This window comes from Sediminimonas qiaohouensis DSM 21189 (assembly GCF_000423645.1).
Classification (GTDB): Bacteria; Pseudomonadota; Alphaproteobacteria; order Rhodobacterales; family Rhodobacteraceae; genus Sediminimonas; species Sediminimonas qiaohouensis.
In genome coordinates, this window is sequence record NZ_AUIJ01000011.1 from 59,646 (window position 1) to 83,137 (window position 23,492).

22 protein-coding genes are annotated in these 23,492 nt (G+C 60.9%); 12 read left to right on the forward strand and 10 right to left on the reverse strand.

The genetic code is table 11. The features are described from left to right. Positions 1–84 precede the first annotated feature (84 nt). The 10 genes from dnaN to G568_RS0110810 all read left to right on the forward strand — a co-directional run bounded on the left by dnaN (position 85) and on the right by G568_RS0110810 (position 9,402). The gene (gene dnaN, locus G568_RS0110765) at positions 85–1,203 is read left to right on the forward strand and encodes a DNA polymerase III subunit beta (RefSeq protein WP_026758042.1); all 1,119 of its coding nucleotides are present in this window, start codon (positions 85–87) and stop codon (positions 1,201–1,203) included. A gap of 55 nt (positions 1,204–1,258) precedes the next feature. Next, complete coding sequence (recF, locus tag G568_RS0110770) at positions 1,259–2,365, forward strand: DNA replication/repair protein RecF (protein ID WP_026758043.1); 1,107 nt, start codon at positions 1,259–1,261, stop codon at positions 2,363–2,365. Next, positions 2,365–2,985: a LysE family translocator gene (locus G568_RS0110775; protein ID WP_026758044.1), complete on the forward strand. Its 621-nt coding sequence runs from the start codon at positions 2,365–2,367 to the stop codon at positions 2,983–2,985. Before recF ends, G568_RS0110775 begins: the two co-directional genes overlap by 1 nt. 79 nt (positions 2,986–3,064) lie before the next feature. Continuing rightward, positions 3,065–5,482, forward strand: coding sequence for a DNA topoisomerase (ATP-hydrolyzing) subunit B (gyrB, locus tag G568_RS0110780; RefSeq protein ID WP_026758045.1), 2,418 nt, complete (start codon positions 3,065–3,067; stop codon positions 5,480–5,482). Between the two features lie 18 nt (positions 5,483–5,500). Beyond that, positions 5,501–6,112 carry a ribonuclease D gene (locus G568_RS0110785; protein ID WP_026758046.1) on the forward strand — a complete coding sequence of 204 codons (612 nt, stop codon included), beginning with the start codon at positions 5,501–5,503 and terminating at the stop codon, positions 6,110–6,112. 102 nt (positions 6,113–6,214) lie between these two features. Then, positions 6,215–6,820, forward strand: coding sequence for a hypothetical protein (locus G568_RS0110790; protein ID WP_026758047.1), 606 nt, complete (start codon positions 6,215–6,217; stop codon positions 6,818–6,820). A gap of 11 nt (positions 6,821–6,831) precedes the next feature. Next, positions 6,832–7,314 (forward strand): LptA/OstA family protein, encoded by a 483-nt coding sequence (locus tag G568_RS0110795; RefSeq protein WP_026758048.1) that lies wholly within the window; start codon positions 6,832–6,834, stop codon positions 7,312–7,314. Positions 7,315–7,318: 4 nt separating this feature from the next. Beyond that, positions 7,319–8,080: an LPS export ABC transporter ATP-binding protein gene (gene lptB / locus G568_RS0110800; RefSeq protein WP_026758049.1), complete on the forward strand. Its 762-nt coding sequence runs from the start codon at positions 7,319–7,321 to the stop codon at positions 8,078–8,080. Between the two features lie 247 nt (positions 8,081–8,327). Then, a complete protein-coding gene (hpf, locus tag G568_RS0110805) occupies positions 8,328–8,897 on the forward strand; it encodes a ribosome hibernation-promoting factor, HPF/YfiA family (protein WP_026758050.1) in 570 nt (189 codons plus the stop codon). A gap of 40 nt (positions 8,898–8,937) precedes the next feature. Then, the gene (locus G568_RS0110810) at positions 8,938–9,402 is read left to right on the forward strand and encodes a PTS sugar transporter subunit IIA (protein ID WP_026758051.1); all 465 of its coding nucleotides are present in this window, start codon (positions 8,938–8,940) and stop codon (positions 9,400–9,402) included. Between the two features lies 1 nt (position 9,403). On the opposite strand, the gene G568_RS0110815 is transcribed toward G568_RS0110810, so the two are convergent. From G568_RS0110815 to cysQ, 9 genes are all read right to left on the reverse strand, one after another. Continuing rightward, positions 9,404–10,831, reverse strand: coding sequence for a sulfotransferase family 2 domain-containing protein (locus G568_RS0110815; protein ID WP_026758052.1), 1,428 nt, complete (start codon positions 10,829–10,831; stop codon positions 9,404–9,406). A 9-nt stretch (positions 10,832–10,840) separates the two neighbouring features. Beyond that, on the reverse strand, positions 10,841–12,538 hold the full coding sequence (locus tag G568_RS0110820; protein ID WP_026758053.1) for a DUF5927 domain-containing protein: 1,698 nt from the start codon (positions 12,536–12,538) through the stop codon (positions 10,841–10,843). Beyond that, the gene (locus G568_RS0110825; protein WP_026758054.1) at positions 12,535–13,545 is read right to left on the reverse strand and encodes a glycosyltransferase family 2 protein; all 1,011 of its coding nucleotides are present in this window, start codon (positions 13,543–13,545) and stop codon (positions 12,535–12,537) included. Before G568_RS0110825 ends, G568_RS0110820 begins: the two co-directional genes overlap by 4 nt. 50 nt (positions 13,546–13,595) lie before the next feature. Beyond that, the gene (locus tag G568_RS0110830) at positions 13,596–14,837 is read right to left on the reverse strand and encodes a glycosyltransferase family 4 protein (RefSeq protein ID WP_037374026.1); all 1,242 of its coding nucleotides are present in this window, start codon (positions 14,835–14,837) and stop codon (positions 13,596–13,598) included. Beyond that, on the reverse strand, positions 14,827–15,810 hold the full coding sequence (gene galE, locus G568_RS0110835; protein ID WP_026758056.1) for a UDP-glucose 4-epimerase GalE: 984 nt from the start codon (positions 15,808–15,810) through the stop codon (positions 14,827–14,829). The genes G568_RS0110830 and galE overlap by 11 nt, the downstream gene beginning before the upstream one ends. Before the next feature lie 26 nt (positions 15,811–15,836). Continuing rightward, a complete protein-coding gene (gene galU / locus G568_RS0110840; protein WP_026758057.1) occupies positions 15,837–16,730 on the reverse strand; it encodes a UTP--glucose-1-phosphate uridylyltransferase GalU in 894 nt (297 codons plus the stop codon). A 169-nt stretch (positions 16,731–16,899) separates the two neighbouring features. Next, positions 16,900–18,126: a glycosyltransferase family 2 protein gene (locus tag G568_RS0110845; protein WP_026758058.1), complete on the reverse strand. Its 1,227-nt coding sequence runs from the start codon at positions 18,124–18,126 to the stop codon at positions 16,900–16,902. Beyond that, positions 18,123–18,923, reverse strand: coding sequence for a 3-deoxy-manno-octulosonate cytidylyltransferase (locus tag G568_RS0110850; RefSeq protein ID WP_026758059.1), 801 nt, complete (start codon positions 18,921–18,923; stop codon positions 18,123–18,125). Before G568_RS0110850 ends, G568_RS0110845 begins: the two co-directional genes overlap by 4 nt. Then, the gene (cysQ, locus tag G568_RS0110855; protein ID WP_026758060.1) at positions 18,920–19,720 is read right to left on the reverse strand and encodes a 3'(2'),5'-bisphosphate nucleotidase CysQ; all 801 of its coding nucleotides are present in this window, start codon (positions 19,718–19,720) and stop codon (positions 18,920–18,922) included. Before cysQ ends, G568_RS0110850 begins: the two co-directional genes overlap by 4 nt. Before the next feature lie 137 nt (positions 19,721–19,857). Here cysQ and G568_RS0110860 point away from each other — a divergent pair, with 137 nt between their 5' ends. After that, positions 19,858–20,679 carry an ABC transporter permease gene (locus tag G568_RS0110860; RefSeq protein ID WP_026758061.1) on the forward strand — a complete coding sequence of 274 codons (822 nt, stop codon included), beginning with the start codon at positions 19,858–19,860 and terminating at the stop codon, positions 20,677–20,679. A gap of 3 nt (positions 20,680–20,682) precedes the next feature. Here the strand turns inward: G568_RS0110860 and G568_RS0110865 are convergent, their stop codons facing one another. Then, entirely contained in the window at positions 20,683–21,291 is a 609-nt protein-coding gene (locus tag G568_RS0110865) for an alpha-ketoglutarate-dependent dioxygenase AlkB family protein (protein WP_026758062.1), read from the reverse strand. A 212-nt stretch (positions 21,292–21,503) separates the two neighbouring features. On the opposite strand from G568_RS0110865, the gene dnaK reads away from it, so the two are divergent. Further along, positions 21,504–23,429, forward strand: coding sequence for a molecular chaperone DnaK (dnaK, locus tag G568_RS0110870; protein WP_026758063.1), 1,926 nt, complete (start codon positions 21,504–21,506; stop codon positions 23,427–23,429). Positions 23,430–23,492: the final 63 nt, after the last annotated feature.

Genomic DNA, 23,492 nt, shown 5'->3' on the forward strand with positions numbered 1-23,492 from the left:
CATTGGACAAAACAGCAAAAATGTCTTGAGCCGGACGGGGAAAAGGATACCTTGCCCCTCCCGGCAGAAAAGGGAGCGAGGGTCATGAAACTGAGCATTGAACGCAGCGCGCTGCTCAAGGCCGTCAGCCAGGCACAGTCCGTGGTTGAGCGGCGCAATACGATACCGATCCTTGCCAACCTTTTGATCGAGGCCGAGGGGGAGCACGTGCATTTCCGCGCCACCGACCTTGATATCGAGGTTGTGGACAGGGCGATGGCACAGGTCGAACGCGCGGGGGCGACGACAGTTTCGGCGATGACCCTGCATGAGATTGTGCGCAAGCTCCCCGACGGCGCGCTTGTCACCCTGACCGAAGATTCCGCCGCGGGCCGCCTGACGGTGGAGGCGGGGCGCTCGCATTTCAACCTGGCGACGCTGCCGCGCGAAGACTTTCCGGTGATGGCCAGCTCCGAATACGCCAGCAACTTCAGCGCCCCGGCCCCTGTGTTGCGGCGGCTTTTCGACAAGTCGAAATTTGCCATTTCCACGGAAGAGACCCGGTATTACCTGAACGGCGTCTACATGCATGTTGCCGAAAGCGATGGCGGCAAGGTGCTTCGCTGTGTGGCGACCGATGGTCACCGTCTGGCACGGATCGATGCCGACCTGCCCGAGGGCGCCGCCGATATGCCGGGAGTGATCGTGCCGCGCAAAACGGTGGGTGAGCTGCGCAAGCTTCTGGAAGACGATGACATGCAGATCGCGGTGTCGGTTTCTGAAACCAAGGTGCGGTTTGCGACGCCCGACATTACACTGACATCCAAGGTGATCGACGGCACGTTCCCCGACTACACGCGCGTCATTCCGCAGGGCAACACCCGCAAGATGGAAGTGGATGCCCGCGACTTTGCGCACGCGGTGGACCGCGTCGCCACCGTCAGTTCAGAACGGTCCCGCGCCGTCAAGATGGCGCTTGACGAGGACCGGCTGGTGCTGTCGGTGAACGCGCCCGATAGCGGTGCCGCCGAAGAGGAATTGGCGGTGGCTTACGGTGATGAGCGCCTCGAGATCGGGTTCAACGCGAAATACCTTTTGGAAATCGCAAGCCAGGTGGACCGGGAGAACGCCGTTTTCCTGTTCAATTCCCCTGGCGATCCGACCTTGATGCGCGAGGGGAATGACACCAGCGCGGTGTATGTCGTCATGCCGATGCGGGTGTGATCCCCCGTCGGACGCCTCCGGCGGGAGTATTTCTGGCAAGATGAAGGGGCGGTGAATGCCCGGTTTATATCTGGCGCAACTCACCCTCTCGCACTACCGTTCACATTGGTCGGGACGGATGGATCTCGACGGGCGGCCGGTGGCGCTGTCGGGTCCGAACGGCGCGGGCAAGACGAATATCCTTGAGGCGGTATCGCTGTTTTCGCCGGGGCGCGGTTTGCGCCGCAGTAGCGCCGAGGCAATGGCGCGGCGCCCCGAGGCGTTGGGCTGGAAGATCGCGGGGACGCTTTGCAGCTTGAGCCAGGTTCACGAGGTCGAGATTTGGTCGGACGCGGCGGCCGCACGGCAGCTCAGGATTGATGGCAAGCCTGCCAGCCAGGTTGCCCTGGGCCGAATCGCGCGGGTTTTGTGGCTGGTGCCCTCGATGGATCGCCTGTGGATCGAGGCAGCAGACGGGCGGCGCCGGTTCCTGGATCGTATCACCATGAGTTTTGACCCGGCGCATGCCGAGGTGACCTTGACCTATGAGAAGGCAATGCGTGAGCGCAATCGGCTGCTCAAGGACCAGGTGCGCGATGCGCATTGGTATGCCGCGCTTGAGCAGCAGATGGCGGCGAGCGGTGCGGTGATCCATGCCAACCGTCTATCCGCGATCGGAAAGCTGCACGACGCGCAGGCCGAGGCGCAGACCGCCTTTCCGGTGGCGGAACTGGACCTGACGCAGACGGAAGGGTCAATGCCTTCGGACGAGGCGGACCTGCTGGATGCACTGCGCGAAAGCCGCTTTCGTGACTTGGCCGCCGGGCGCACGCTTGTGGGGCCGCACCGGGCCGACCTGTATGCCGTGTTCTCGGCCAAGGGCGTGCCGGCGCGCGATTGTTCGACCGGCGAGCAGAAGGCGTTGTTGATCTCCCTGATCCTGGCCAACGCGCGCGCCCTGGCGCAGGAGCTGGGCGCGCCGCCGATCCTGCTTCTGGACGAGGTGGCGGCGCATCTGGATGCGAGTCGCCGCGCCGCGCTCTATGACGAGATTTGCGTGTTGGGCGCGCAGGCATGGATGACCGGAACAGAGGCCGAATTGTTTGCGGATCTGGGCGCGCGCGCGCAGCATTTTGTCATCACCGAGGAAAACGGCAGGTCCTCTATCGAGGGGACCGCGTGATGACCTTGGCCTGGGCGGATCTGGCGTTGTATGCGGGTGCGGTTCTGGTGCTGTTCCTCACGCCGGGACCGGTATGGATGGCCTTGGCCGCGCGTGCCTTGTCGGGCGGGTTTAGCGCCGCTTGGCCGCTGGCCCTGGGGGTGGTCGTGGGTGATGCTGTCTGGCCGTTCCTGGCGATCCTCGGGGTTAGCTGGATCGTCAGCAGCATTGCGGGCCTGATGACGGGCCTGCGTTTCGTGGCGGCCGCGATGTTCATCACGATGGGGGTGCTGGCGCTGCTGCGTGCGAACAAGCCGCTGGCGGCCGATAGCCGCTTGACCCGTCCGGGCCAATGGGCGGGGTTCATGGCGGGGCTTGCCGTGATCCTGGGTAATCCCAAGGCCATTTTGTTCTACATGGGGCTGTTGCCCGGGTTTTTCGATCTGGCGCGCGTCACCGCTGCGGACGTCGCCGCGATCGTTGCGATATCGATGGTGGTGCCGCTTGCGGGCAACCTCGTGATGGCGCTTTCTATCGGGCGGATGCGGGCGCTTTTGTCGTCTCCGCGCGCGCTCAGGCGCAGCAATATCGCCGCTGGCGTGGCGTTGATCGCCGTGGGCGCGATAATCCCTTTTACATAAGGCGAAAATCGCCAGTCAATCGCGTGACATTCCCCGCGCGATTCCCTATAAACCATGGAAATAACCAAGGATAGGCGGAATGTCCGAAAGCGCGCGCGCACCCGAAGAATACGGTGCCGAATCCATCAAGGTTCTCAAAGGGTTGGAGGCCGTTCGCAAGCGGCCCGGCATGTATATCGGTGATACCGATGACGGCTCTGGCCTGCACCACATGGTGTACGAGGTCGTCGATAACGGGATCGACGAGGCATTGGCCGGTCACGCGGATGCCGTGACGGTGAAAATCCACGCCGATAGCAGCGTATCGGTCAGCGATAATGGCCGGGGTATCCCGGTGGGCATCCACGAGGGCGAGGGCGTCTCGGCGGCCGAAGTCATCATGACCCAGCTGCACGCCGGCGGCAAGTTCGATCAGAACTCTTATAAGGTGTCGGGCGGCTTGCACGGCGTCGGGGTTTCGGTGGTGAATGCCCTGTCCGATTGGCTTGAGCTGCGAATCTGGCGCGACGGAAAAGAGCATTATGCCCGTTTCGAGCATGGGGAAACGGTGGAGCACCTGCGCGTGATGGGTGACGCAGAGGGCCGCAAGGGGACCGAGGTGCGGTTTCTTGCGTCCACCGATACATTTTCGGACCGTGAATTTGTCTTTGAAACGCTGGAAAAGCGCCTGCGCGAACTGGCGTTTCTGAACTCGGGCGTGCGTATCATCCTGGAAGACGAACGCCCTGCCGAGCCGCTGCATAGTGAGCTGTTCTACGAAGGCGGCGTTCGCGAGTTCGTCAAGTATCTCGACCGCTCGAAAACTTCGATCATGTCGGAACCGATCCACATGGTGGGCGAACGCGACGGGATCGTCGTCGAGGTGGCGATGTGGTGGAACGACACCTTTCACGAAACGGTGCTGCCGTTTACCAACAACATCCCGCAGCGCGACGGCGGCACGCACATGGCCGGGTTTCGCGGCGCCCTGACGCGGACCATCAACAACTACGCCCAATCCAGCGGCATCGCGAAAAAGGAAAAGGTCAGCTTCACCGGCGATGACGCGCGCGAGGGGTTGACCTGCGTCTTGTCGGTCAAGGTTCCCGATCCGAAATTCTCAAGCCAGACCAAGGATAAACTGGTCAGTTCCGAAGTGCGCCCGGCCGTCGAAGGGTTGGTCAACGAGCGCCTTGCCGAATGGTTCGAGGAAAACCCCAACGAGGCCAAGGTGATCGTCTCGAAGATCATCGAGGCCGCGCAGGCCCGAGAGGCGGCGCGCAAGGCGCGTGACCTGACGCGCCGCAAATCGGCGCTCGACGTGAATTTCCTGGCCGGCAAGCTCAAGGATTGCTCTGAAAAAGACCCCTCCAAGACCGAGATCTTTCTTGTCGAGGGCGATAGCGCTGGCGGCTCTGCCCAAACCGGCCGTGACCGCGCGACGCAAGCAATCCTGCCGCTCAAGGGTAAGATCCTGAACGTGGAACGCGCGCGCTTCGACCGCATGCTCGCCAGCCAGGAGATCGGAAACCTGGTGATGGCACTTGGCACCGGGATCGGGCGCGACGAGTTCAACATCGAAAAGCTGCGTTATCACAAGATCGTCATCATGACCGACGCCGATGTCGATGGCGCGCATATTCGAACGCTTCTTCTGACGTTCTTCTATCGGCAAATGCCCGAGCTGATCGAGGGCGGATACCTCTATATCGCGCAGCCGCCCCTCTACAAGGTGATGCGCGGCAAGTCCGAGGTTTACATCAAAGATGAGGCCTCGATGAACGACTACCTGATTCAACAGGGTGTCGAAGGCGCGGTGCTACGTCTGAGCGGCGGGCAGGAAATTTCCGGTCAGGATCTTGTGCGCGTGGTGGAAGAGGCGCGCCAGCTCAGGCGGGTGCTGGATGCGTTCCCCACGCATTACCCGCGGCATATTCTTGAGCAAGCGGCGATCGCGGGGGCCTTTGTGCCCGGTGCCGTTGATGCGGATTTGCAGGGCACCGCCGACAAGGTCGCGGCGCGGCTGAACGAGATCGCGCTGGAGTATGAGCAAGGCTGGCAAGGGCGGATCACCCAAGATCACGGCATCCGCTTGGCGCGTATCCTGCGCGGAGTCGAAGAGGTTCGTACGCTTGATGGTCCGATGCTCCGTTCGGGCGAGGCGCGCAAAACCGGTAGCTTCACCGAGAAGCTGCAAGAGATCTATAACTCCCCCGCCGAGTTGCACCGCAAGGATCGGCATGTGCGTATCTACGGGCCTCTCGGATTGCTGGATGCGATCCTGAAAGAGGGCGAAAAGGGCCTGACGGTGCAGCGCTACAAGGGCTTGGGTGAAATGAACCCGGACCAGTTGTGGGAAACCACGCTGGACCCGGATGCGCGCACGCTGTTGCAGGTCAAGATCGACGATGTGGCCGAGGCGGATGACCTGTTCACCAAGCTCATGGGCGACGTTGTCGAGCCGCGGCGTGAATTCATCCAGAATAACGCGTTAAGTGTCGAGAACCTGGATTTCTGATCGGGCAAAGGACGGGATATGACAAACCACCTCTACCGCAACGATTTGCCCGATGACCTGGACCTGGGGCCGGTTGTCGCCATCGACTGCGAAACCATGGGCCTCAACCCGCACCGTGACCGGCTTTGTGTTGTGCAGCTTTCGGGTGGGGATGGCGACGCGCATCTGGTGCAGGTCACACAAGGCCAGAAAGAGGCGCCGAACCTGTGCCGTCTTTTGGAAAACCCCGAAGTGCTGAAGCTGTTCCATTTCGGGCGCTTCGACATCGCGGTGATGTATCACGCATTCGGTGCGCTGGCTGCGCCGGTATATTGCACCAAGATAGCCAGCAAACTGGTGCGCACCTACACCGATCGGCACGGGTTGAAGAACCTGTTGCAGGAGTTGCTGAACGTGGACATCTCGAAACAGCAGCAAAGCAGCGATTGGGGCGCGGCAGAGCTGACCACTGCGCAGCAGGATTATGCCGCAAGCGATGTATTGTATCTGCACGACCTGCGCACCAAGTTGGATGACATGCTGGCCCGCGAGGGACGTACCGAGATGGCACAGGCATGTTTTGATTTCTTGCCGATGCGCGCGCGCCTTGACCTCGCCGGGTGGCCGGAAATGGACGTGTTCGCGCATTGACCGGGCGGCGAGGCACGGGGCCCGGCGCAAGATGCGCCGGTTTGATACGCGCAAGCGGGCCGAACGCCGCCAGTCCTGCGCAGGGAAGAGGGTAAGGTGGTTATGGCGTGGCGCGACACTCTTTATTCCCGTGTCGTCACCTGGCTCAAGATCATGCTGCCGTTGATGGCGCTCGGTCTGCTGGCAACGCTCTTTCTGTTCTCCAACCGCATTGATCCGACCACCGTCGAGCCCGCAACCGACTTGGACTTGCGCCAGCGGGCCAGTGATCAGCAGATCACCGCGCCGGTGTTCGCGGGGTCGTCGGATACGGGCGACCTGATCTCGCTCAATGCCGATGCCGCCCGCCCCGACCCGGATAACCCCGGGCGCATCGTTGTCGACGCGCCGCGCGCCCGGATCGAGATGAGAAGCGGATCGCTGATCAACACGCGTGCGAATTCGGGCGTATTCACCCTGTCTGAAAGCCGGGTCGTCCTTTCCGGTTCGGCTTATCTGAACAGCTCGGCAGGATACGAGGTTTGGACAGACAGCCTTGACATGGCGCTGCGTGCCATTCGTATCGAAAGCAAAACCGCGGTCCGCGCCAAGGGGCCACCGGGACGGCTCACCGCGGGCGAGATGCTCGTTACAGCCCGCCCGGACGGGACCGGCACGCAATTGCTTTTCACACAAGGCGTCAAGCTGATATACGATCCAAGTACATAGGAAATTCACCCATGTTTCTCGCGCGTATCTGTCTGGTTCTTCTGCTCTTTGCTCCGCTTTCTGTCGCGGCGCAGGGGAACAGCTTTGCGTTTGGCGAGTCCGGCCAGAATACCGATGACCCGGTCGAAGTGACGGCCGACACCCTTTCGGTCGATCAGGAAAACGGGCAGGCCGTCTTTACCGGGAACGTGCGTGCAATACAGGGCACTATGAAGCTATCCGCGGAACGCGTCCTCGTGGTTTATTCCGATGACCAAAGCCGCATCGCCCGCCTTGAAGCAAGCGGCGGCGTGATGATCATCAGCGGCGCCGACGCGGCCGAGGCGCAAACCGCGGATTATGATATCGACGCAGGAACGGTTGTCATGCGTGGCGATGTGGTCTTGGTGCAGGGCGAAAACGTCATGAACGCCCAGAACATGACAGTTGATTTGAATACCGGCGCCGCGCGAATGGATGGACGCGTGCGCACCATCATGAACCCGGAGAAATAACTACATGGCCGCTGTGCATGACCTGACCGTCACGCAAGGCCAGTCGGGCCTTGAGATCAGCAACCTGCGAAAAAGCTATCGCAAGCGCGTGGTCATCCGTGATGTCAGCCTATCGCTCAACCGGGGCGAGGTGGTTGGCCTTCTGGGCCCGAACGGCTGCGGCAAGTCCACAACATTTTACATGATTGCCGGCCTCATCTACCCCGAGGCGGGCCAGGTGCGCATTGATGGGCGCGATGTCGGCAATCTGCCCATGTATCGCCGCGCCAAGTTGGGCATCGGCTATTTGCCACAGGAAATGTCGATATTCCGGGGGCTTAGCGTCGAAGACAACATCGCCGCGGTTCTCGATATCTCCTGCCCGGACAGGCACAAGCGGCGCGAGCGCCTCGAAGAACTGCTATCGGAGTTCTCAATCGAACACCTCCGCCGCGCGCCCGCCCTTGCCCTTTCCGGTGGCGAACGGCGCCGGGTGGAAATCGCGCGCTGCCTGGCGTCCGAACCGAAATATCTGCTGCTGGACGAGCCGTTTGCGGGCGTCGATCCAATCAGCGTTGGCGATATCCGCCATCTGGTGGCCGACCTTCGGAACCGGGGAATCGGTGTATTGATTACCGACCACAACGTGCGAGAGACGCTCGAAATCGTCGATCGTACATATATCCTGCATGACGGACGAGTTCTCATGGCGGGAACGCCGAACGAGGTGGTGCAAAACGAGAACGTTCGCCGTGTCTACCTGGGCGACACTTTCCGAATCTCCTGATTGACAGCGTAGTTGCGCTAATTTGAGCGTGTATATCGGTCGGATTCGATTGACAGCTCCCCCCAATCTCGCCTCAAATGGGGGCATGACATTCAAGGACAATGCACCGCCTCTGCTCTTGGTCTTGTGGACAAGGCCAGGCGGTTCGCAACGTCCCAAGGTGTCCAATCCCAGCACTCGAGCCTGAGCATAGGCGCGGCGCGCCAGCGCCGCGCGCGGGCCCGAACTGTAATGAAAAGGAGAAAAGATGCTCTACCAGATCAGTGGAAAGCAGATCGATATAGGCGAGGCGCTGCAGACCCACGTCAAGGACGAGTTGGGAACGATCGTGGGAAAATATGCCCAGCGCCCCACTGACGCCAATATCGTATTCTCCAAGTCCGGGCATGAGTTTGTTTGCGAAGCGACGGTACATCTTTCCACGGGCTTGACGGCGCAGGCCAAGGCGCATGCCAATGAAATCTATGCCTCTTTTGAATCCTGTTCAGAAAAGATGGACAAGCAACTCCGCAGGTACAAGCGGCGCCTCAAGGATCATCACCGCGAACGCGAAGCGCCGGTTGAACTCATGGGCGCTTCCTCGTATATCCTCGCTGCAGAAGAGGACGGCGAAGATTCGGAACCCGAGACACTGCAGCCGATGATCGTCGCCGAGACGGAGACGCACATTCCGTCGCTTTCTGTTGGCGAGGCGGTGATGCAGATGGAGCTGGCTGGAGCGCCGATCCTCGTTTTCAGGAATGAACGCAACGAAGGGGTAAATGTTGTCTACCGCCGCGACGATGGAAACATCGGTTGGATAGAACCGCGGACCTAGATAACGGCACGAATCCCTGCCCGAACCTACAGGACTGATCATGCATATTTCGGGAATTCTCAAACCTGAGGCCGTGAAAGTTGTCACTTCTGCGTCCAGCAAGAAGCGGCTTTTGCATGATCTGGGGGAACTGGTCCATACCGCCTACGGCGTGAACGCGTCCGAGGCCGTTGACGCATTGATGGAGCGCGAGGCGCTTGGGCCAACCGGCGTGGGGCATGGCGTTGCTCTGCCCCATGCCCGCCTGAACGATATCGAACACGTCTGCGGTGCCTTTATCCTATTGGAAAAGCCGATCGATTTTTCCGCTGTCGACAGGCAGCCGGTCGATTTGGTGTTTGGCCTGTTCGCACCGCAAAATGCCGGGGTCGAGCATCTCAAGGCGCTGGCGCTGGTGTCGCGCACCCTGCGCGAGGGGGCCGTTTGCTCCAAGCTGCGCGCAAACCGCGAGCCCGCAACCCTGCACACCATCCTGACCGAGGCGCAGGCCGTTCAAGCGGCCTGAGCTATCCCCAACGGGTAAAGCCAAAGTTCACATAGTCGCGTTGATACACCTTGGCGGCCAAATCCTCGATTCTGTCGTCGTATATCTCGCGCAGCGCAAATGGCTCGTCCTCGGCCGGGGAGCGCGGCGCCACGGCATCAAAATACCCCACGGAATGCGCCAACGAGGGAAGCGCACTTGCGATCTCGTCCTCTCGCAGGATTACATCAGGCGGCGCGAATCTTGAAAAATCCTGCAACGCTTGCATTTGTGTGCCCCACGCCGAATCGATCCGCAGCCCTGTTTGCCCCGCCAGGTTGGCCTTGAGGAATTTCAGGAAGGCAACGAATGCCTTGCGATGCGCGGCCGCATCGTACCGCTCGTCGGGCATCTTGCCGGGAAGTGGCAGATTGTGCACCCGCCTGAGCGTCTTGCGAATCTCGGTAAAACTGCCCGGCCCGGTGTTCAGGATGCGCTGACAAAAGGCCGCGTGCGCGCGCGCAACGGGATGGCGCAGAACGGTAAAACTGCGATGCCCGGGGTTGTTGCGTTTCCATTGCCGCAGGGTTTTCTGGGTGAATTGCGTCGCCAGATCGCCTTGATCCACGTGATCAAGCTCCGCCATCCATTGCTGCACGGCGTCCTCGGGACCCGACCGGACCGGAAGATATAGCAGTGGTGCCTTGGCGCCGGCGACATAGCTTGGCACGGCGGGGCCGCGGCGTGGCTCGAAACTGGGGGTGCGGCCCAGGTTGAACACGTCAAGCTGCGCCAACGCCTCGCGCATCGCGTCGAAATCATCGACCTTCGAGGAAATCGGCTCGGGGTTTTGCGGCTTCAGGCTCCGATCCAGGTTGGATAGCTGCGCCTCCTCCCCAAGGAACCGCGCAAGCCCGTTGATAACGTCAACGTTCTGCAGATCCTCATAGGCGATGTAAAACGCCGTTTGCCCCGTTGTTTGCAGGGCGTTGAGAAGACGAACCTGAAAGGACTGGAGCGTATTGAGATACTCTTGGAACTCTTGAGCATCGAATTCGGCAAGCGCATCCTTGCGTCGTTTGACGTTGGTCAGCTTCCATTGCCCGGTCTGCTGGGCGATCTTCCACGACACGTAGCTGTCCACCGGATTGCGGGTCAGGATGATCTTGGCACAGCGCGGATCGGGCAGGGCAATGTCCATAACGCGCGCATCATGATCGTGGAAATAGCGAAAGCCGCCAAGCGTCCCCGGCTGATCGCGGATCGCGGTGATCAGAGCCTGCGGATCGGCCTCGCGCGTTGATTGCGTAACCCCGAGAATGTCGTCGCTCTTGGGGTAGCCAATGAAATGCGGGTTGAACGCTTCGCCGTGACAGCTCAGCCCCGGAAACGCATTCAGGTTCGTCTCAAGGAAATTCGACCCGGTGCGCATTTCAGCGAAGACAATGAAGTAATCAAAATCGTGGGACATGCTATCCTGTCATCTTACGAGATACGGTTTCGGCGACTGCCCGTTGCGCGGCATGGCGCCCTGTGTGACCGGGAAATCGCCCATCAGATGCGGGTGCATCCCCTGGTTCTTGAGGTTTTGCAGAAACTGCCCGAACCCCGACAGATCCGCCATATGCGGCGCTTCGGACAGGCGCCGCGTGGTTTTCTGGGTTATCTCGTCGATGATCGTCTGTAGCGGCTCCATCGGGGATTCGATGAACTCGGCCATCGTCCAGATGCGAATACGCGCCTTCACATAGGGCGAATGCAGCACGTCCAGGAAATCGCTCTCGATCTTTTGCAGCAGGGCCGCTTCCTTGCGGATGTCGGCGAAATCGCGGTTCGATTGGAACAACGGCACGGCCCAGGCGCCGCTGATCACGGAAATCTGCGCATTCGGATCCTTGGCGATGTCCCAGTTGATCGCCTGGTTGTCGCGTGGCCCCAAACTGAAACACTGCCGCTCGCCCCTGGTGTTCCAGATCAGGCTTCCCAAGAATGCCCTGGGGTTATAATCGCGCAAGACGGCATTGTCCGACAGCGCGCCGTTCACAACGGATTGCCGGTCCGCGAACTCGGCGCGCTCGGGCGCGAACAGGTGGCCGTGCACCCGCGTGCCCGTCGCCCGCGCCAGCCACGGTGCGAAATTCTCGAACAGCTCCGCAAACCCCTGAAAGACCGAGTATTGCCCCGCCGTCTTGCCGTTCTCCCACCCCTCGTTGGGGAAACGGCTTTGCATATAAAGGCCCGGACGCCCGCGCGTGCGGCGTTCAACGGCCTTGGCGAATATGCGATCGATCTTGCCGGGGTTTGGCTCTGTCCGGTTCATGGCGCCTTCGCTATCGGTCAGGAAGGCACGATACAGGCGGTCGGCATGCGCCCAGATCTTGCGCGCGACAAAACAGTCGGAGCGCCGCAGCAATTGCAGGTGATCGTCGTAGAAAATATGCGGCTTCCCCTGGAAATCGAACTTCGACAGGGTCAAGGACCGGCTTTCGATGTTCAGGGCATATAGCCGCGCCAGCGTCTGGAAATAGCATTCGTCAGGGATCCAGACCCGTTTGAAATACCGATCATATGCGGGGCGTTTGGGATCTTGCAGGATCGCCGAAAGCGTTCTCCGCGTCAGGCACCACCATTGACTTCCCATATGCGGAACGAGGCCGTCGGGTATCCGGCGCTTGAACCCGATCTTGCGCTGCAACTCGACATACTTGTCGAACAGATAGCGATGTTTTCGCCAACTGAACGGAAACCGCAGCGTAAACCGTTCGTGGTCCAGCCCCCCCACCGTCCAGGGAACATCGGCCGTTGTTGCGCTCTCGATAAAATCGGTGCGCGGGCGTGCCTTCAGGTAGTCGATCAATTCCTGCACCGGGCGCAGCGGCAGGCAAGACCCCGAAGCCAGGTAAACATGCGTGACCTCGGGAAACTCCGACAGCATCTGCTGTGAGGCATCTTGCGTCGCAGCCACGATGCCCCAGGTCCCCCATTCGCACCGGTGACGTCGGCAAAAGGTGATATCCGGCAAATCCGCAAGCGCCGAGACAAATGCATCATGCGTCTTGCCCGGCACGGAGGCGTCAATATGGATGACAACGGGGCACCCGGCCGCATGCCAGTGCCGCGCCACCTGTTCCGCGCGGCCAAGCGCGGTGTGCACCAGCATGACGATCCCCACGCTCATGCCCAGTTCCCCTTGGACATGAGCCCGAGAATCTCAAGCTGGCGCCAGTTGATGTATTTCTCGGACCATTTGCACCACAGGTCCGGGTCTTTCTGCAGTTGGCTGGCATAGGTCCGGTATTCCATGCTGGCCGCGTAGTGCTGCTTGCGCTTGAGTTCTTCCATGGCCTTGACCGTGAAAGTGTCTAAAAACTTGGTGTGCAACAGCGCGCCACTGGCTTTTTCGCCGCCCCATTCGTCGTACACCTGGTTCAGGCCGCGCGGCAGCAGCATATGCGTCGAACTCACATACGCATAGCGCCGGTTCCACTTGACCAGCGGGATCTTGTTCAGGGCCGGCGCCCGCTCTGGCATGTCCTTGAAGAACACCCGTGACCGGGGGCCGCCCTGTATCCACAGGTTCCCGAACAGGCCGTTCTTCTGGATTGAATAATTCCCCGAGTCGAACCAGCTTGCGATTTCCAGGGGGTCCTGCCCGGCCCTGTAGGGTTGCGCATCGATCCTGCCCTTGGGGTACATATCGAGCAGCATCGCACTAAACGATTTGATCGATGACGCATCCAGCCAATCCGTCAGCGCCCTGATCGGACGGGTGTCGCAGAACGGGTAAACAAAGAACTCGTCAGGGTCCACGACCAGCGTCCAATGTCCGTGCGCATAACGCATCTGCAACCAGTTCAGCCAATCCACCCCAAATCGGGACCGCTTGTAGCTGCGCGGTGTTGTCCAGAGCGAGACATCCTTTTGATCCGCCAGGTAATCGACCGATCCATCGGTGCTGTCGTTATCCACGATCAGGAAATGGTTCACCCCCATGTCGCGGTAGTATTTCAGGAAATAAGGAAGCCGGATCGCCTCGTTCCGCTGGGTCGAGAACAACAGGATATCGCCGGGTTTGATCCGCTTGGTGCGGTTTGTCACGGGCCGCAATTCGCGCCGTTTTCGGATGGCGCGAAACAAAAAGCGCCGACGCTTTAGCCTGAGGCGATATGACTGCCAGGCACCCAATACGTTTCCCTTCACCCAGACAGCCCGATTTCCGGTTCAGGCGGGGTGTATCACGCAACCGTAAATACGATCTTGAAATGCGAGTCCCACGTCGGCGGTTGAAAGGCGTGTCTGCGCATGCCTGCCGATTTTCCTGCCCAATATTCGGCTGTCAGCCCAATTATTCTTGTCTTCCAAAGATACCGATCCTGTAGGCTTAGGTAAATGGGAATGTCACCAAGGATTTCGTGGTATACGGATAGTGGCGTACAGATCACGGGAACTCCAAGTGCCGCCGCCTCTGCCGGAGGCAGGCCATACCCCTCGGCCACGCTTGGAAACAGCATACCGGCGGAGCGGCGCAGAACCTCGGCAAGGGTCTTGTCATCCAGGCCCGGTATCTCATGCACATTCTCGTTTTCGCCTATCGCATCGAGGCGCGCAAACACGTCCTCGTTCAGCCACCCGCGCGCGCCGCAGATGACCAACTGCGGCATATCCGATTGGGGGAGCGTGCGCGCCATCTCCTCCCACAGGTCCAGAAGGAGGGCATGGTTCTTGCGCGGCTCGACCGTCCCGACTGTGCAAAACCAAGGCCTGCTTTGGTCGATCTGCGGGGGCAGGTGAGCGCTTGGATCGGTGGGCGGCACATCAACCCCCAGATGCGCCACCTTCGTGCGCGGCATGGGACCGTGCCCTTGCATGTGCCGGATGACATCGCGCTCAGTTTGCGCCGAATTGCACAGGATGACATCGGCATGTGCTTGAACGCGGCGCAGCATCACCAAGAAAGCCGCAGGCGTCTCGGGCCGCTGATACTGCGGAAAATCAAGCGGGATCGTGTCGTGGATCATCACGGACACCGATGCCCCGGCGCCATTCCGCATGGCCGATAAAACGCGCGCGCTCAGGTTCGAATGGCTCACGTTGAAATAGCTCGCCCCGCCGGTGAAATGCCGCCGCAGCATCCGTTGCAGCCCCACCGGCAGGCACCGCGCAATGGACAGGCGGCGCAGATCGGCCTCGGCCCTACGCCGCTCGGGTGAAATCCCACGCGCCAGGCGCGATAGGGTATCCACCGCCCCCCAGCCGTGTCGCGCCTCAAGCCGGTCCAGCAGGCCCACCATCCCTTTCCGGTCAAGAAGGGCATAGCCATACGCGCTGCGCGCGATTGCGAAAACCGGCGACTCAAGCGCAACAAACTGGCGCAGATAAGCCAGCTCGACCCGGTCAACCCCCGTTGGAACGCGCCCCGCGCGTCGTATCAGTCGCGTCACATCAAGCAAACGCGGCGGTGCGTTCTCACGCGTCATAATGCCCGCTCTGGTGCCACCGCCACGCATCCGCGATCATCCGCGACAGGGTTGACCGCTGAGGGCGCCACCCAAGCTCCGCCTCGGCGCGGGTGGACCCGGATACCAGCTTGGTGCAATCGCCCGCGCGCCGTAGGCCTTCGCTATGGGGCACCTCGCGCTGTGTCACGCGCTGCGCCTCATTCATCACCTCGCGCACCGAAAACCCGTGCCCGGTGCCAAGGTTGAAAACCCGGCTCCCCTTGCCCTCAAGCAGCCATTCCAGCCCCAGAACATGCGCATCCACAAGGTCGCAAACATGCACGTAGTCGCGAATGCAAGTGCCATCGGGCGTGTCGTAATCGGTGCCGAAAATGGTCAGCGCGGGGCGCTTGCCCTCGATCGCGTCAAGGATGACGGGAACAAGATGTGTCTCGGGGCGGTGGAATTCGCCCACCTCGGCGTCGGGATCGGCCCCCGCCACGTTGAAGTAGCGAAAGATCACGGCGTTGATACCGTGGGCCACGCCGAAATCGCGCAGCATGTCCTCGATCGCGCGCTTGCTGGCCCCGTAGGCATTGATCGGCTGTTGCGGGGTGCTTTCGTCAAGAACCACGTTGTCGTGGTCCCCATATGTTGCGCAGGTCGACGAAAACACGATGTTCAGACACCCCGCCGCAACCGCCGCCTCGATCAGGCAAAGCGATCCGGCGGCGTTGTTGCGCCAATAAAGATCGGGATGCGCCATGCTTTCGCCGACTTGGCTGAGCGCCGCGAAATGCATGACCGCGATTGGCTGATACTTCGCCAACACCTCGTCAAGGCGACCGCGGTCAAGCAGATCGCCCCGCTCGAACGGCCCGAACTTGACCGCGTCCTGCCACCCCGTGCTCAGGTTATCGTAGGTAACGGGGATATACCCGGCTGCCTTGAGCGCTTTGCAAGCGTGCGATCCGATATACCCCGCACCGCCGGTGACCAGAACATGCGCCAAACGCGACCCCTTGAATTTTCTTCGTATTACGTTGCCGCCGCCGCGCCAGCGTACAGTTCTTTCAGATAGTGATCCAGATCCTCGCGCAAGTCCTCGCGCGCCAGCCCGAACGCCACCGTCGCCTGCAAGAACCCGGATTTGGAGCCGCAGTCATAGCGTTTTCCGTCAAAGAGGTATCCGCGCACGGGATCATCCGTGCCGATCTGGCGTGCGATGGCATCGGTCAATTGCACTTCGCCGCCGGCGCCACTTTTGATCTTGTTGAGGTTCTTCAATATGTTGGGCGTCAGGATATAGCGCCCGATCACCGCGAAGTTCGACGGCTGCGTGCCCGGCGCGGGTTTTTCCACCATGCCGTTCACGGACACCAGCGGCCCGTTCTTTTCGCCCGGGTCCAGAATGCCGTAGGCCGATGCCTTGTCTTCGGGCACCTCCATCGCGGCGACCATGTTGCCGCCGTTTTCGGCATAGGCTTCGACCATCTGTTGCAGGCACGGCTTTTCGGCTGCGATGACGTCATCGGGCAAAATGACCGCGAAAGGCTCGTTGGAAATCATGTTGCGTGCGCACCACACGGCATGGCCCAGGCCCATCGCCTTGTGTTGCCGAACATAGGCGATCGCGCCGCTTTCCATGTTGGTCATCTTGAGTGATTCAAGAAGCTCGGTCTTGCCCTTTTTGCGCAGCTCCTGCTCCAATTGCGGAGCATGATCGAAATAATCCTCAAGCGCGTTTTTGCCGCGCGAGGTGACGAAAATAAACTCCTTGATGCCAGCGGCGCGCGCTTCGTCGATCGCGTACTGGATCAGGGGGCGATCGACCAGGGTCATGATTTCCTTGGGGATGGATTTCGTGGCGGGCAAGAAGCGGGTGCCCAACCCCGCAACAGGAAAGACCGCCTTTGTCACCTTCTTTTTCATGAAGACCCCTATGTCTGCTCGGCGCTGCTGGAACAGCTTGTAAATCGTCTCTCAAAACCGGGAAATGCGCAGCCCGGCATTTGTCTCGCGCGCTTTTTCTCACGTTGCGTATATAACACCGCGTGAGTCCATAATATTCCCCATCGTTTAAGGACAGATTGCCAAGAAATCAACGCAGAAGGGATACGCGTTCCTTCTCGCGGGCGCTTCGTTTTGACATACTCCAGGGAGAGAAAAGCGGATCACTCCTTTCGCTTTTTCCAAACAGGCCCCCGCGTTGTTCCCAATACCCCTGCTCGCGAAACCTCACGTGGTGAAACAGCGTCGTATGTGAGAGCAGCAGTAGCGTCACAGTTACCCCGTCATTGGCCAATTCGACGGCGTGTCGCCGCAGCGGCCCCGCGTTCCAGATGCGGCCCGACAGGAATGCCGCTTTCCCGTTGGCTTGCGTGTCGAACGCCGCAAACGGCCGCGCAGGCGGTGTCAGGGAGGGGCGTGGATCATCCAGGCTCCGCTCGCTTCCCTCGGCTATCCCTCTTTCAAGGCTGGCCATCAACCGCGCAACATCGCGCGGCTCGGCTGCGCCGCTCACCATCCGGCCAAGGACGCGGCGGCGCTGCTCCTCGCGAAAGCGATCAAAGTGCCGCGCATGGTCTTTGGGCGGGCTGTGGCGGCGCAGGAAAACCGCCATCGACGCGCCCACTTCATCAAGCGCCCGCAAGGCCCGCCCCTTGCCCCGCTGCGCGGAGGGGGCCGAGGCGTGATGCACCTGTGCGAGGGGCGCAATCATCGTGCGGTAACCGGCGGCGGCAAGGCGCATGTTCAGGTCCGTCTCATCCAGATAGAAGCGATACGCCGGATCGAAACCGCCAAGCCCCGCCAAGACATCGCGCGCAATCGCCATGTTCGTGCCCTCGGTTCGTACCGCCATGCCTTCGGGAGGCGTCGGCGCGCAGGGCGCCGTTCCCGGCAGGTCCAAGGGCCAGGACCGCCCGCTTTGATCCACGGCGCGCGCTTTCCACTGAAAGCTGATCCCGTTGCGCCCGCGCACGTAGCCCCCGACGGCAGTGACCTGTGGGTCGCTGAACGGCGCCGCGAGATGCTCCAGCCACCGCGGTTCGGCCACGGCGTCATCGTCGATAAACGCCACCACGCGCCCCGCAGCCGCCGCAATGCCAAGGTTGCGCGCATACGAGATGTTCGCGATGTCGCAACGAACCTGGATGATCTGTTCGGCAAACGGCAAGGTCTGCACCGCCTCAAGGCCGGAAGCATCGGCGACCACGACAACCTCGTAAGCGGGGTACTTCAGCCGCGCCAGCGCGATCAGGCACAGCCGCAGGCAATCGGGACGGTCCCGGCTGACGACGACCACGCTGACCGTGGAGTGGGTCATTCCATTCCCATCTCGCTCATCATCTGTTCGATACGCGGGATGTCCTCGGGGTTGTTGAGCTCCCAAAACTGCCGCCCGCGCGCGGCGACCTCGACGCAAAGGATCGCGATGTCATATTCCAGGAAACGGAGCTGCTCCAACCCTTCCAGCTCTTCCAGCGGGCCGGGGTGGCGCGCGGCATAATCCGCCAGTGCATCCGCGCGGTAGGCATAGGCGCCGACGTGATGATAGATCGGCGTAGCGTCATCCGGCCCATAGGTGCGCGTGGTAAACGGCACGACTTCCTTGGAGAAATAAAGCGCGTGACAATACCGACCGAATACCGACGTAGTACCGCCAACCCGACCAGCGCGGCGATCCTCGAGAAACCCGTTCAAGGCCCGACCGTCACATTGGAGCACAGGCGTCGCAACCTGTGCGACCGGGTCAGCCTCCAGCCCCTCGATCAAATCCTGGATAAACCACGGCGGCGTCAGGGGGGCATCCCCTTGTAAATTCACGATAATATCAAAGTTGCCGTCAAGCGCCTCATGCGCGGCGGCGCATCGTTCGGTCCCATTTGCGCAGGTGGATGGCGTCATCACCACCTCGGCGCCAAAGGCCGTGGCGGCGTCGCGGATACGCTCATCATCCGTCGCGACGACCACCCGATCCACCCCGTCTACATCACAGGCCGCATCCCACGACCGCTCGATCAAGCTTCGGTTGACGCCGCTGGCTCCGCGCAGCATGGCCAATGGTTTGCCGGGGTAGCGGCTGGAGGCATAGCGCGCGGGGATGACGACGAGGACGCTCATGGCGCGGGCTTCAACGCGACGCCCGGAGAGTGGGCGATGAAAAAGGGATTCTCAAACCCCGGCTTGCCGTAGCTGAGCGGCGCATGATCATCGAAGCGGACGACGCGCCCGCCCGCGCCGTTCAACACGGCATGGCCCGCTGCGGTGTCCCATTCCATCGTGCGGCCCAGGCGCGGATAGAGGTCAGCCTCGCCGGTCGCGATGAGGCAGAACTTCAGGGACGATCCCGCGCTGGTCATGTCCTTGACGGCGTATTGACCGATATAGTCGTCGGTTGGCTGATCGCGGTGCGATTTGCTGGCGACCACCATAAGCGCGGTGTTGTCCGGCTCGGACGTCTTTATCGCACGGGTTGGTCCAATCCGGGCCTTGTCGAAATCGCCGGTCTCTTCAACGCTGGTGCCATCGGCCAGGGTCAGGAACATGCGGTTGCGCGCCGGTGCGTAGACCACGCCGCGGGTGGGTGCGCCGTTTTCAACATAGGCGATGTTGACGGTGAAATCTCCGCGCCGGTGGATGAACTCCTTGGTGCCGTCCAGTGGATCGACAATCAGGAAGGTCGCGGCAGATTGCAGATGCGAGGCGGCCTGTTCCTCGGTCACAAGCGGCGTATCGGGAAAGGCCGCCCGCAGACCCGCCGAGATGAGCGCATCGGCCGCTTCATCGGCCGTGGTGACCGGGCTTTCGTCGGATTTGACCTTCACATCAAAATTGTCGGCGTCATAAATTTCCATGATCTTGTCGCCTGCTTCCAATGCAAGGCGGCGCATCTCGGCCGTTAGTCGTTCATAGTCCAAGCTGTGTTTCTCCCGATACCTATTACCGTCGCGGGTGGATTTATTGATAATCGCGCACGGCTCCCTTATGGTACGGTGGCAACGGAACGGCAAGAATTCCGTGGTAACCGCCCAACACACAGCGGAGCATTGAGGCGATGTTTCAACAATCGACACGCCGGTCAGGGCTGACCTCGGTCGTGGTCTTTGGCGAACTGGTTTACCACGGCATCGTGCGTAATATCCGCAAGACGCATGGCAATGCGCTGATGTCCATTCTGCTGAACATGTTGCAGATGGTCATCCTGGTGGCGGTGTTTTACGTGATGTTTACGGTTCTGGGGCTGCGTGGCGCGGCGCTGCGGGGGGATTTCCTGCTCTATATCATGTCGGGGATTTTCCTGTTCATGACACACAACAAGACGCTTGGCGCGGTCGTCGGGTCAGAGGGGCCGGCGTCTCCGATGATGAAACATGCACCGATGAACACGATTGTCGCGATTGCCTCGGCGTCGCTGGGTGCGCTGTATATCCAGGTTCTGTCGCTGTTCGCGATCTTGTTCATCTATCATGTTGGATTTCACCCGTTCGAGATTCAGCAACCTATCCCGGCCTTCGGCATGGTGCTGCTGTCGTGGTTCACGGGGCTTGCGATTGGGCTGGTGCTCTTGGCGCTCAAGCCTTGGTTCCCGACCTTCGTGGGGATCATCACCACGATTTACCAACGTGCCAACATGATCGCCAGCGGCAAGATGTTCGTCGCCAACACGCTACCGCCGACGATGCTGGCGATGTTCGATTGGAACCCGCTATTTCATACCATTGACCAGTGCCGCGGTTTTACCTTCATCAACTACCTGCCGCGCAACAGCTCGGTCGAGTATCCGCTTTATGTCGGGCTCGCGTTTCTGATGATCGGGTTGATGGGCGAGTTCTATACCCGGCGGCGCGCCTCGCTTAGCTGGTCGGCCCGGCAATAACACTTAATCTACGACGCGCAAGGTCAGGTTGATGCGTCCCCCGCGCGGCAACAAGGTGCTGCTTCCGGGTTTGATCCGGTCGATGCCGTGGTAGATCAGGCGCGCCTCGCCGCCCATGCGCAACACGTCCCCCGAGCGGAGCCAAACCGATTCCGTTTTGCCGCCGCGCGTGGTGTTGCCGACGCGAAATAGCCCCTCGTCCCCAAGCGAGAGCGAGAGCACCGGCCATCCGAAATCCGCCTCGTCCCGATCCTGGTGGAGGCCCATGCGCGCGCCTTCGCCGTAGAAGTTGACAAGGCAGCAATCGGGATCGCGCTCGGTGCTGACCAGGTCGCTCCACATCGCCAGGACCGGGTCGGGAATGGGGGGCCAATCGCCCCCGTCGGGGTGGCGCCGCTCATAGCGGTAGCCGCGACTGTCTGTCACCCAGCCGTAGCGCCCCGCCGATGTCATGCGCACGCTCATCTGCCGGCCTCCGGGCGTGACGGGGGAAAACAGCGGCGCCTGCCGGATCACGTCCCGCAGATCGTCGAGAAGGGATACCTGCGCCTGCGGATCGAGGTAACCCTGAAACATGTCTATGCCGCGGATGGAGAGCGTCGGTTGCGTCATGTGATCCTCTGCTGCTGGTTTCATTGACGGAAATAGGCCAAATTCATGCGACTTGCCGGACCGCGGCGCTTGCAGCGTGCCTGACCCCTCCTTATATACCCCTCGAAAGGCGGCGGACGACCCCTCGGACGCCGCAAACCGGATCGGGGCCAGATGCCAAAATGGGTCTGCGCCTCGTGTAATCGCCTTGACGAAAGAAGGGATCGAAAATCATGTCAAAAGTCATCGGTATTGACCTTGGTACCACCAACAGCTGCATCGCCATCATGGACGGCAGTCAGGCCCGCGTTATCGAAAACGCCGAAGGCGCCCGGACCACGCCGTCGATCGTGGCATTCACGGATGACGAGCGCCTTGTAGGCCAGCCGGCCAAGCGGCAGGCGGTCACAAACCCAACCAACACCATCTTTGGCGTCAAGCGCCTGGTTGGCCGCCGCGTGGATGACCCGGATCTGGCCAAAGACAAGAAGAACATGCCGTTCAACGTGATTGACGGCGGCAATGGCGACGCATGGGTCGAAGCCAAGGGCGACAAGTACAGCCCCTCGCAGATTTCCGCCTTCATCCTCGGCAAGATGAAGGAAACCGCCGAATCCTACCTTGGCGAAGAGGTGACGCAGGCCGTCATCACCGTGCCGGCCTATTTCAACGACGCACAGCGCCAGGCCACCAAGGACGCCGGCAAGATCGCCGGCCTTGAGGTTCTGCGTATCATCAACGAACCGACCGCGGCCGCGCTGGCCTATGGTCTGGACAAGGAAAACAGCCACACCATCGCGGTCTATGACCTTGGTGGCGGCACCTTCGACGTGACCATCCTCGAGATCGACGATGGCCTGTTCGAAGTGAAATCCACCAACGGGGACACGTTCCTTGGCGGTGAAGACTTTGATATGCGCATCGTCAACTACCTTGCCGACGAGTTCAAAAAGGAACACGGCGTTGACCTGACGCAGGACAAGATGGCGCTGCAGCGTCTCAAGGAAGCCGCGGAAAAGGCCAAGATCGAGCTGTCCAGCTCCAGCCAGACCGAGATCAACCAGCCGTTCATCTCGATGGATAGCGCGACCGGCCAGCCGCTGCACATGGTTGTCAAGCTGACGCGCGCCAAGCTGGAAAGCCTGGTCTCGGATCTTATCAAATCGTCGATGAAGCCTTGTCAGGCCGCGCTCAAGGATGCGGGCATGACCAAGGACGATATCGACGAGGTGGTCCTGGTCGGCGGTATGACCCGCATGCCCAAGGTCATGGAAGAAGTGACCAAGTTCTTCGGCAAAGAGCCCCACAAGGGTGTGAACCCGGACGAGGTGGTTGCCATGGGCGCCGCCATTCAGGCCGGCGTTCTGCAGGGCGATGTGAAGGACGTTGTGCTTCTGGACGTGACGCCGCTGAGCCTTGGTATCGAGACGCTGGGCGGTGTGTTCACTCGTTTGATCGACCGCAACACCACCATCCCCACCAAGAAGAGCCAAGTCTTCTCGACCGCCGAGGACAACCAGTCGGCCGTGACGATCCGCGTCTTCCAGGGCGAGCGTGAGATGGCCAGCGACAACAAGATGCTTGGCCAGTTCAACCTTGAGGACATCCCGCCCGCACCGCGCGGCATGCCGCAGATCGAAGTGACCTTCGACATCGACGCCAACGGTATCGTGAACGTGTCCGCCAAGGACAAGGGCACGAACAAGGAGCAGAAGATCACCATCCAGGCATCGGGTGGCTTGTCCGAGGAAGACATCGACCAAATGGTCAAGGACGCCGAGGAAAACGCCGAGGCCGACAAGGCACGCCGTGCCCTCGTGGACGCGCGGAACCAGGCCGAGAGCCTGATCCACTCGACCGAGAAGTCGCTTGAAGAGCATTCCGATAAGGTCGATCCGACCACTGTCGAGGCGATCGAGTTGGCGATTTCGGCGCTCAAGGATGACCTCGAGAAGGAAGATGTCACCGCCGAGAAGATCAACAGTGGCATCCAGAACGTGACCGAAGCGGCCATGAAGCTGGGTGAAGCGATCTACAAGGCCAGCGCCGAGGAAGGCGAAGAGGCCCCCGAGGCTTCGGACGAGCAGGCCAAGGGTGGCGATGACGATGACATCGTCGATGCTGACTTCGAGGACCTCGACGACGACAAGCGCTCGTAAACGCGCGTTGGAACCGCTGGGGGCCGGTCCGCTTGGCCGGGCCGGCCCGACACGTTCCTGATA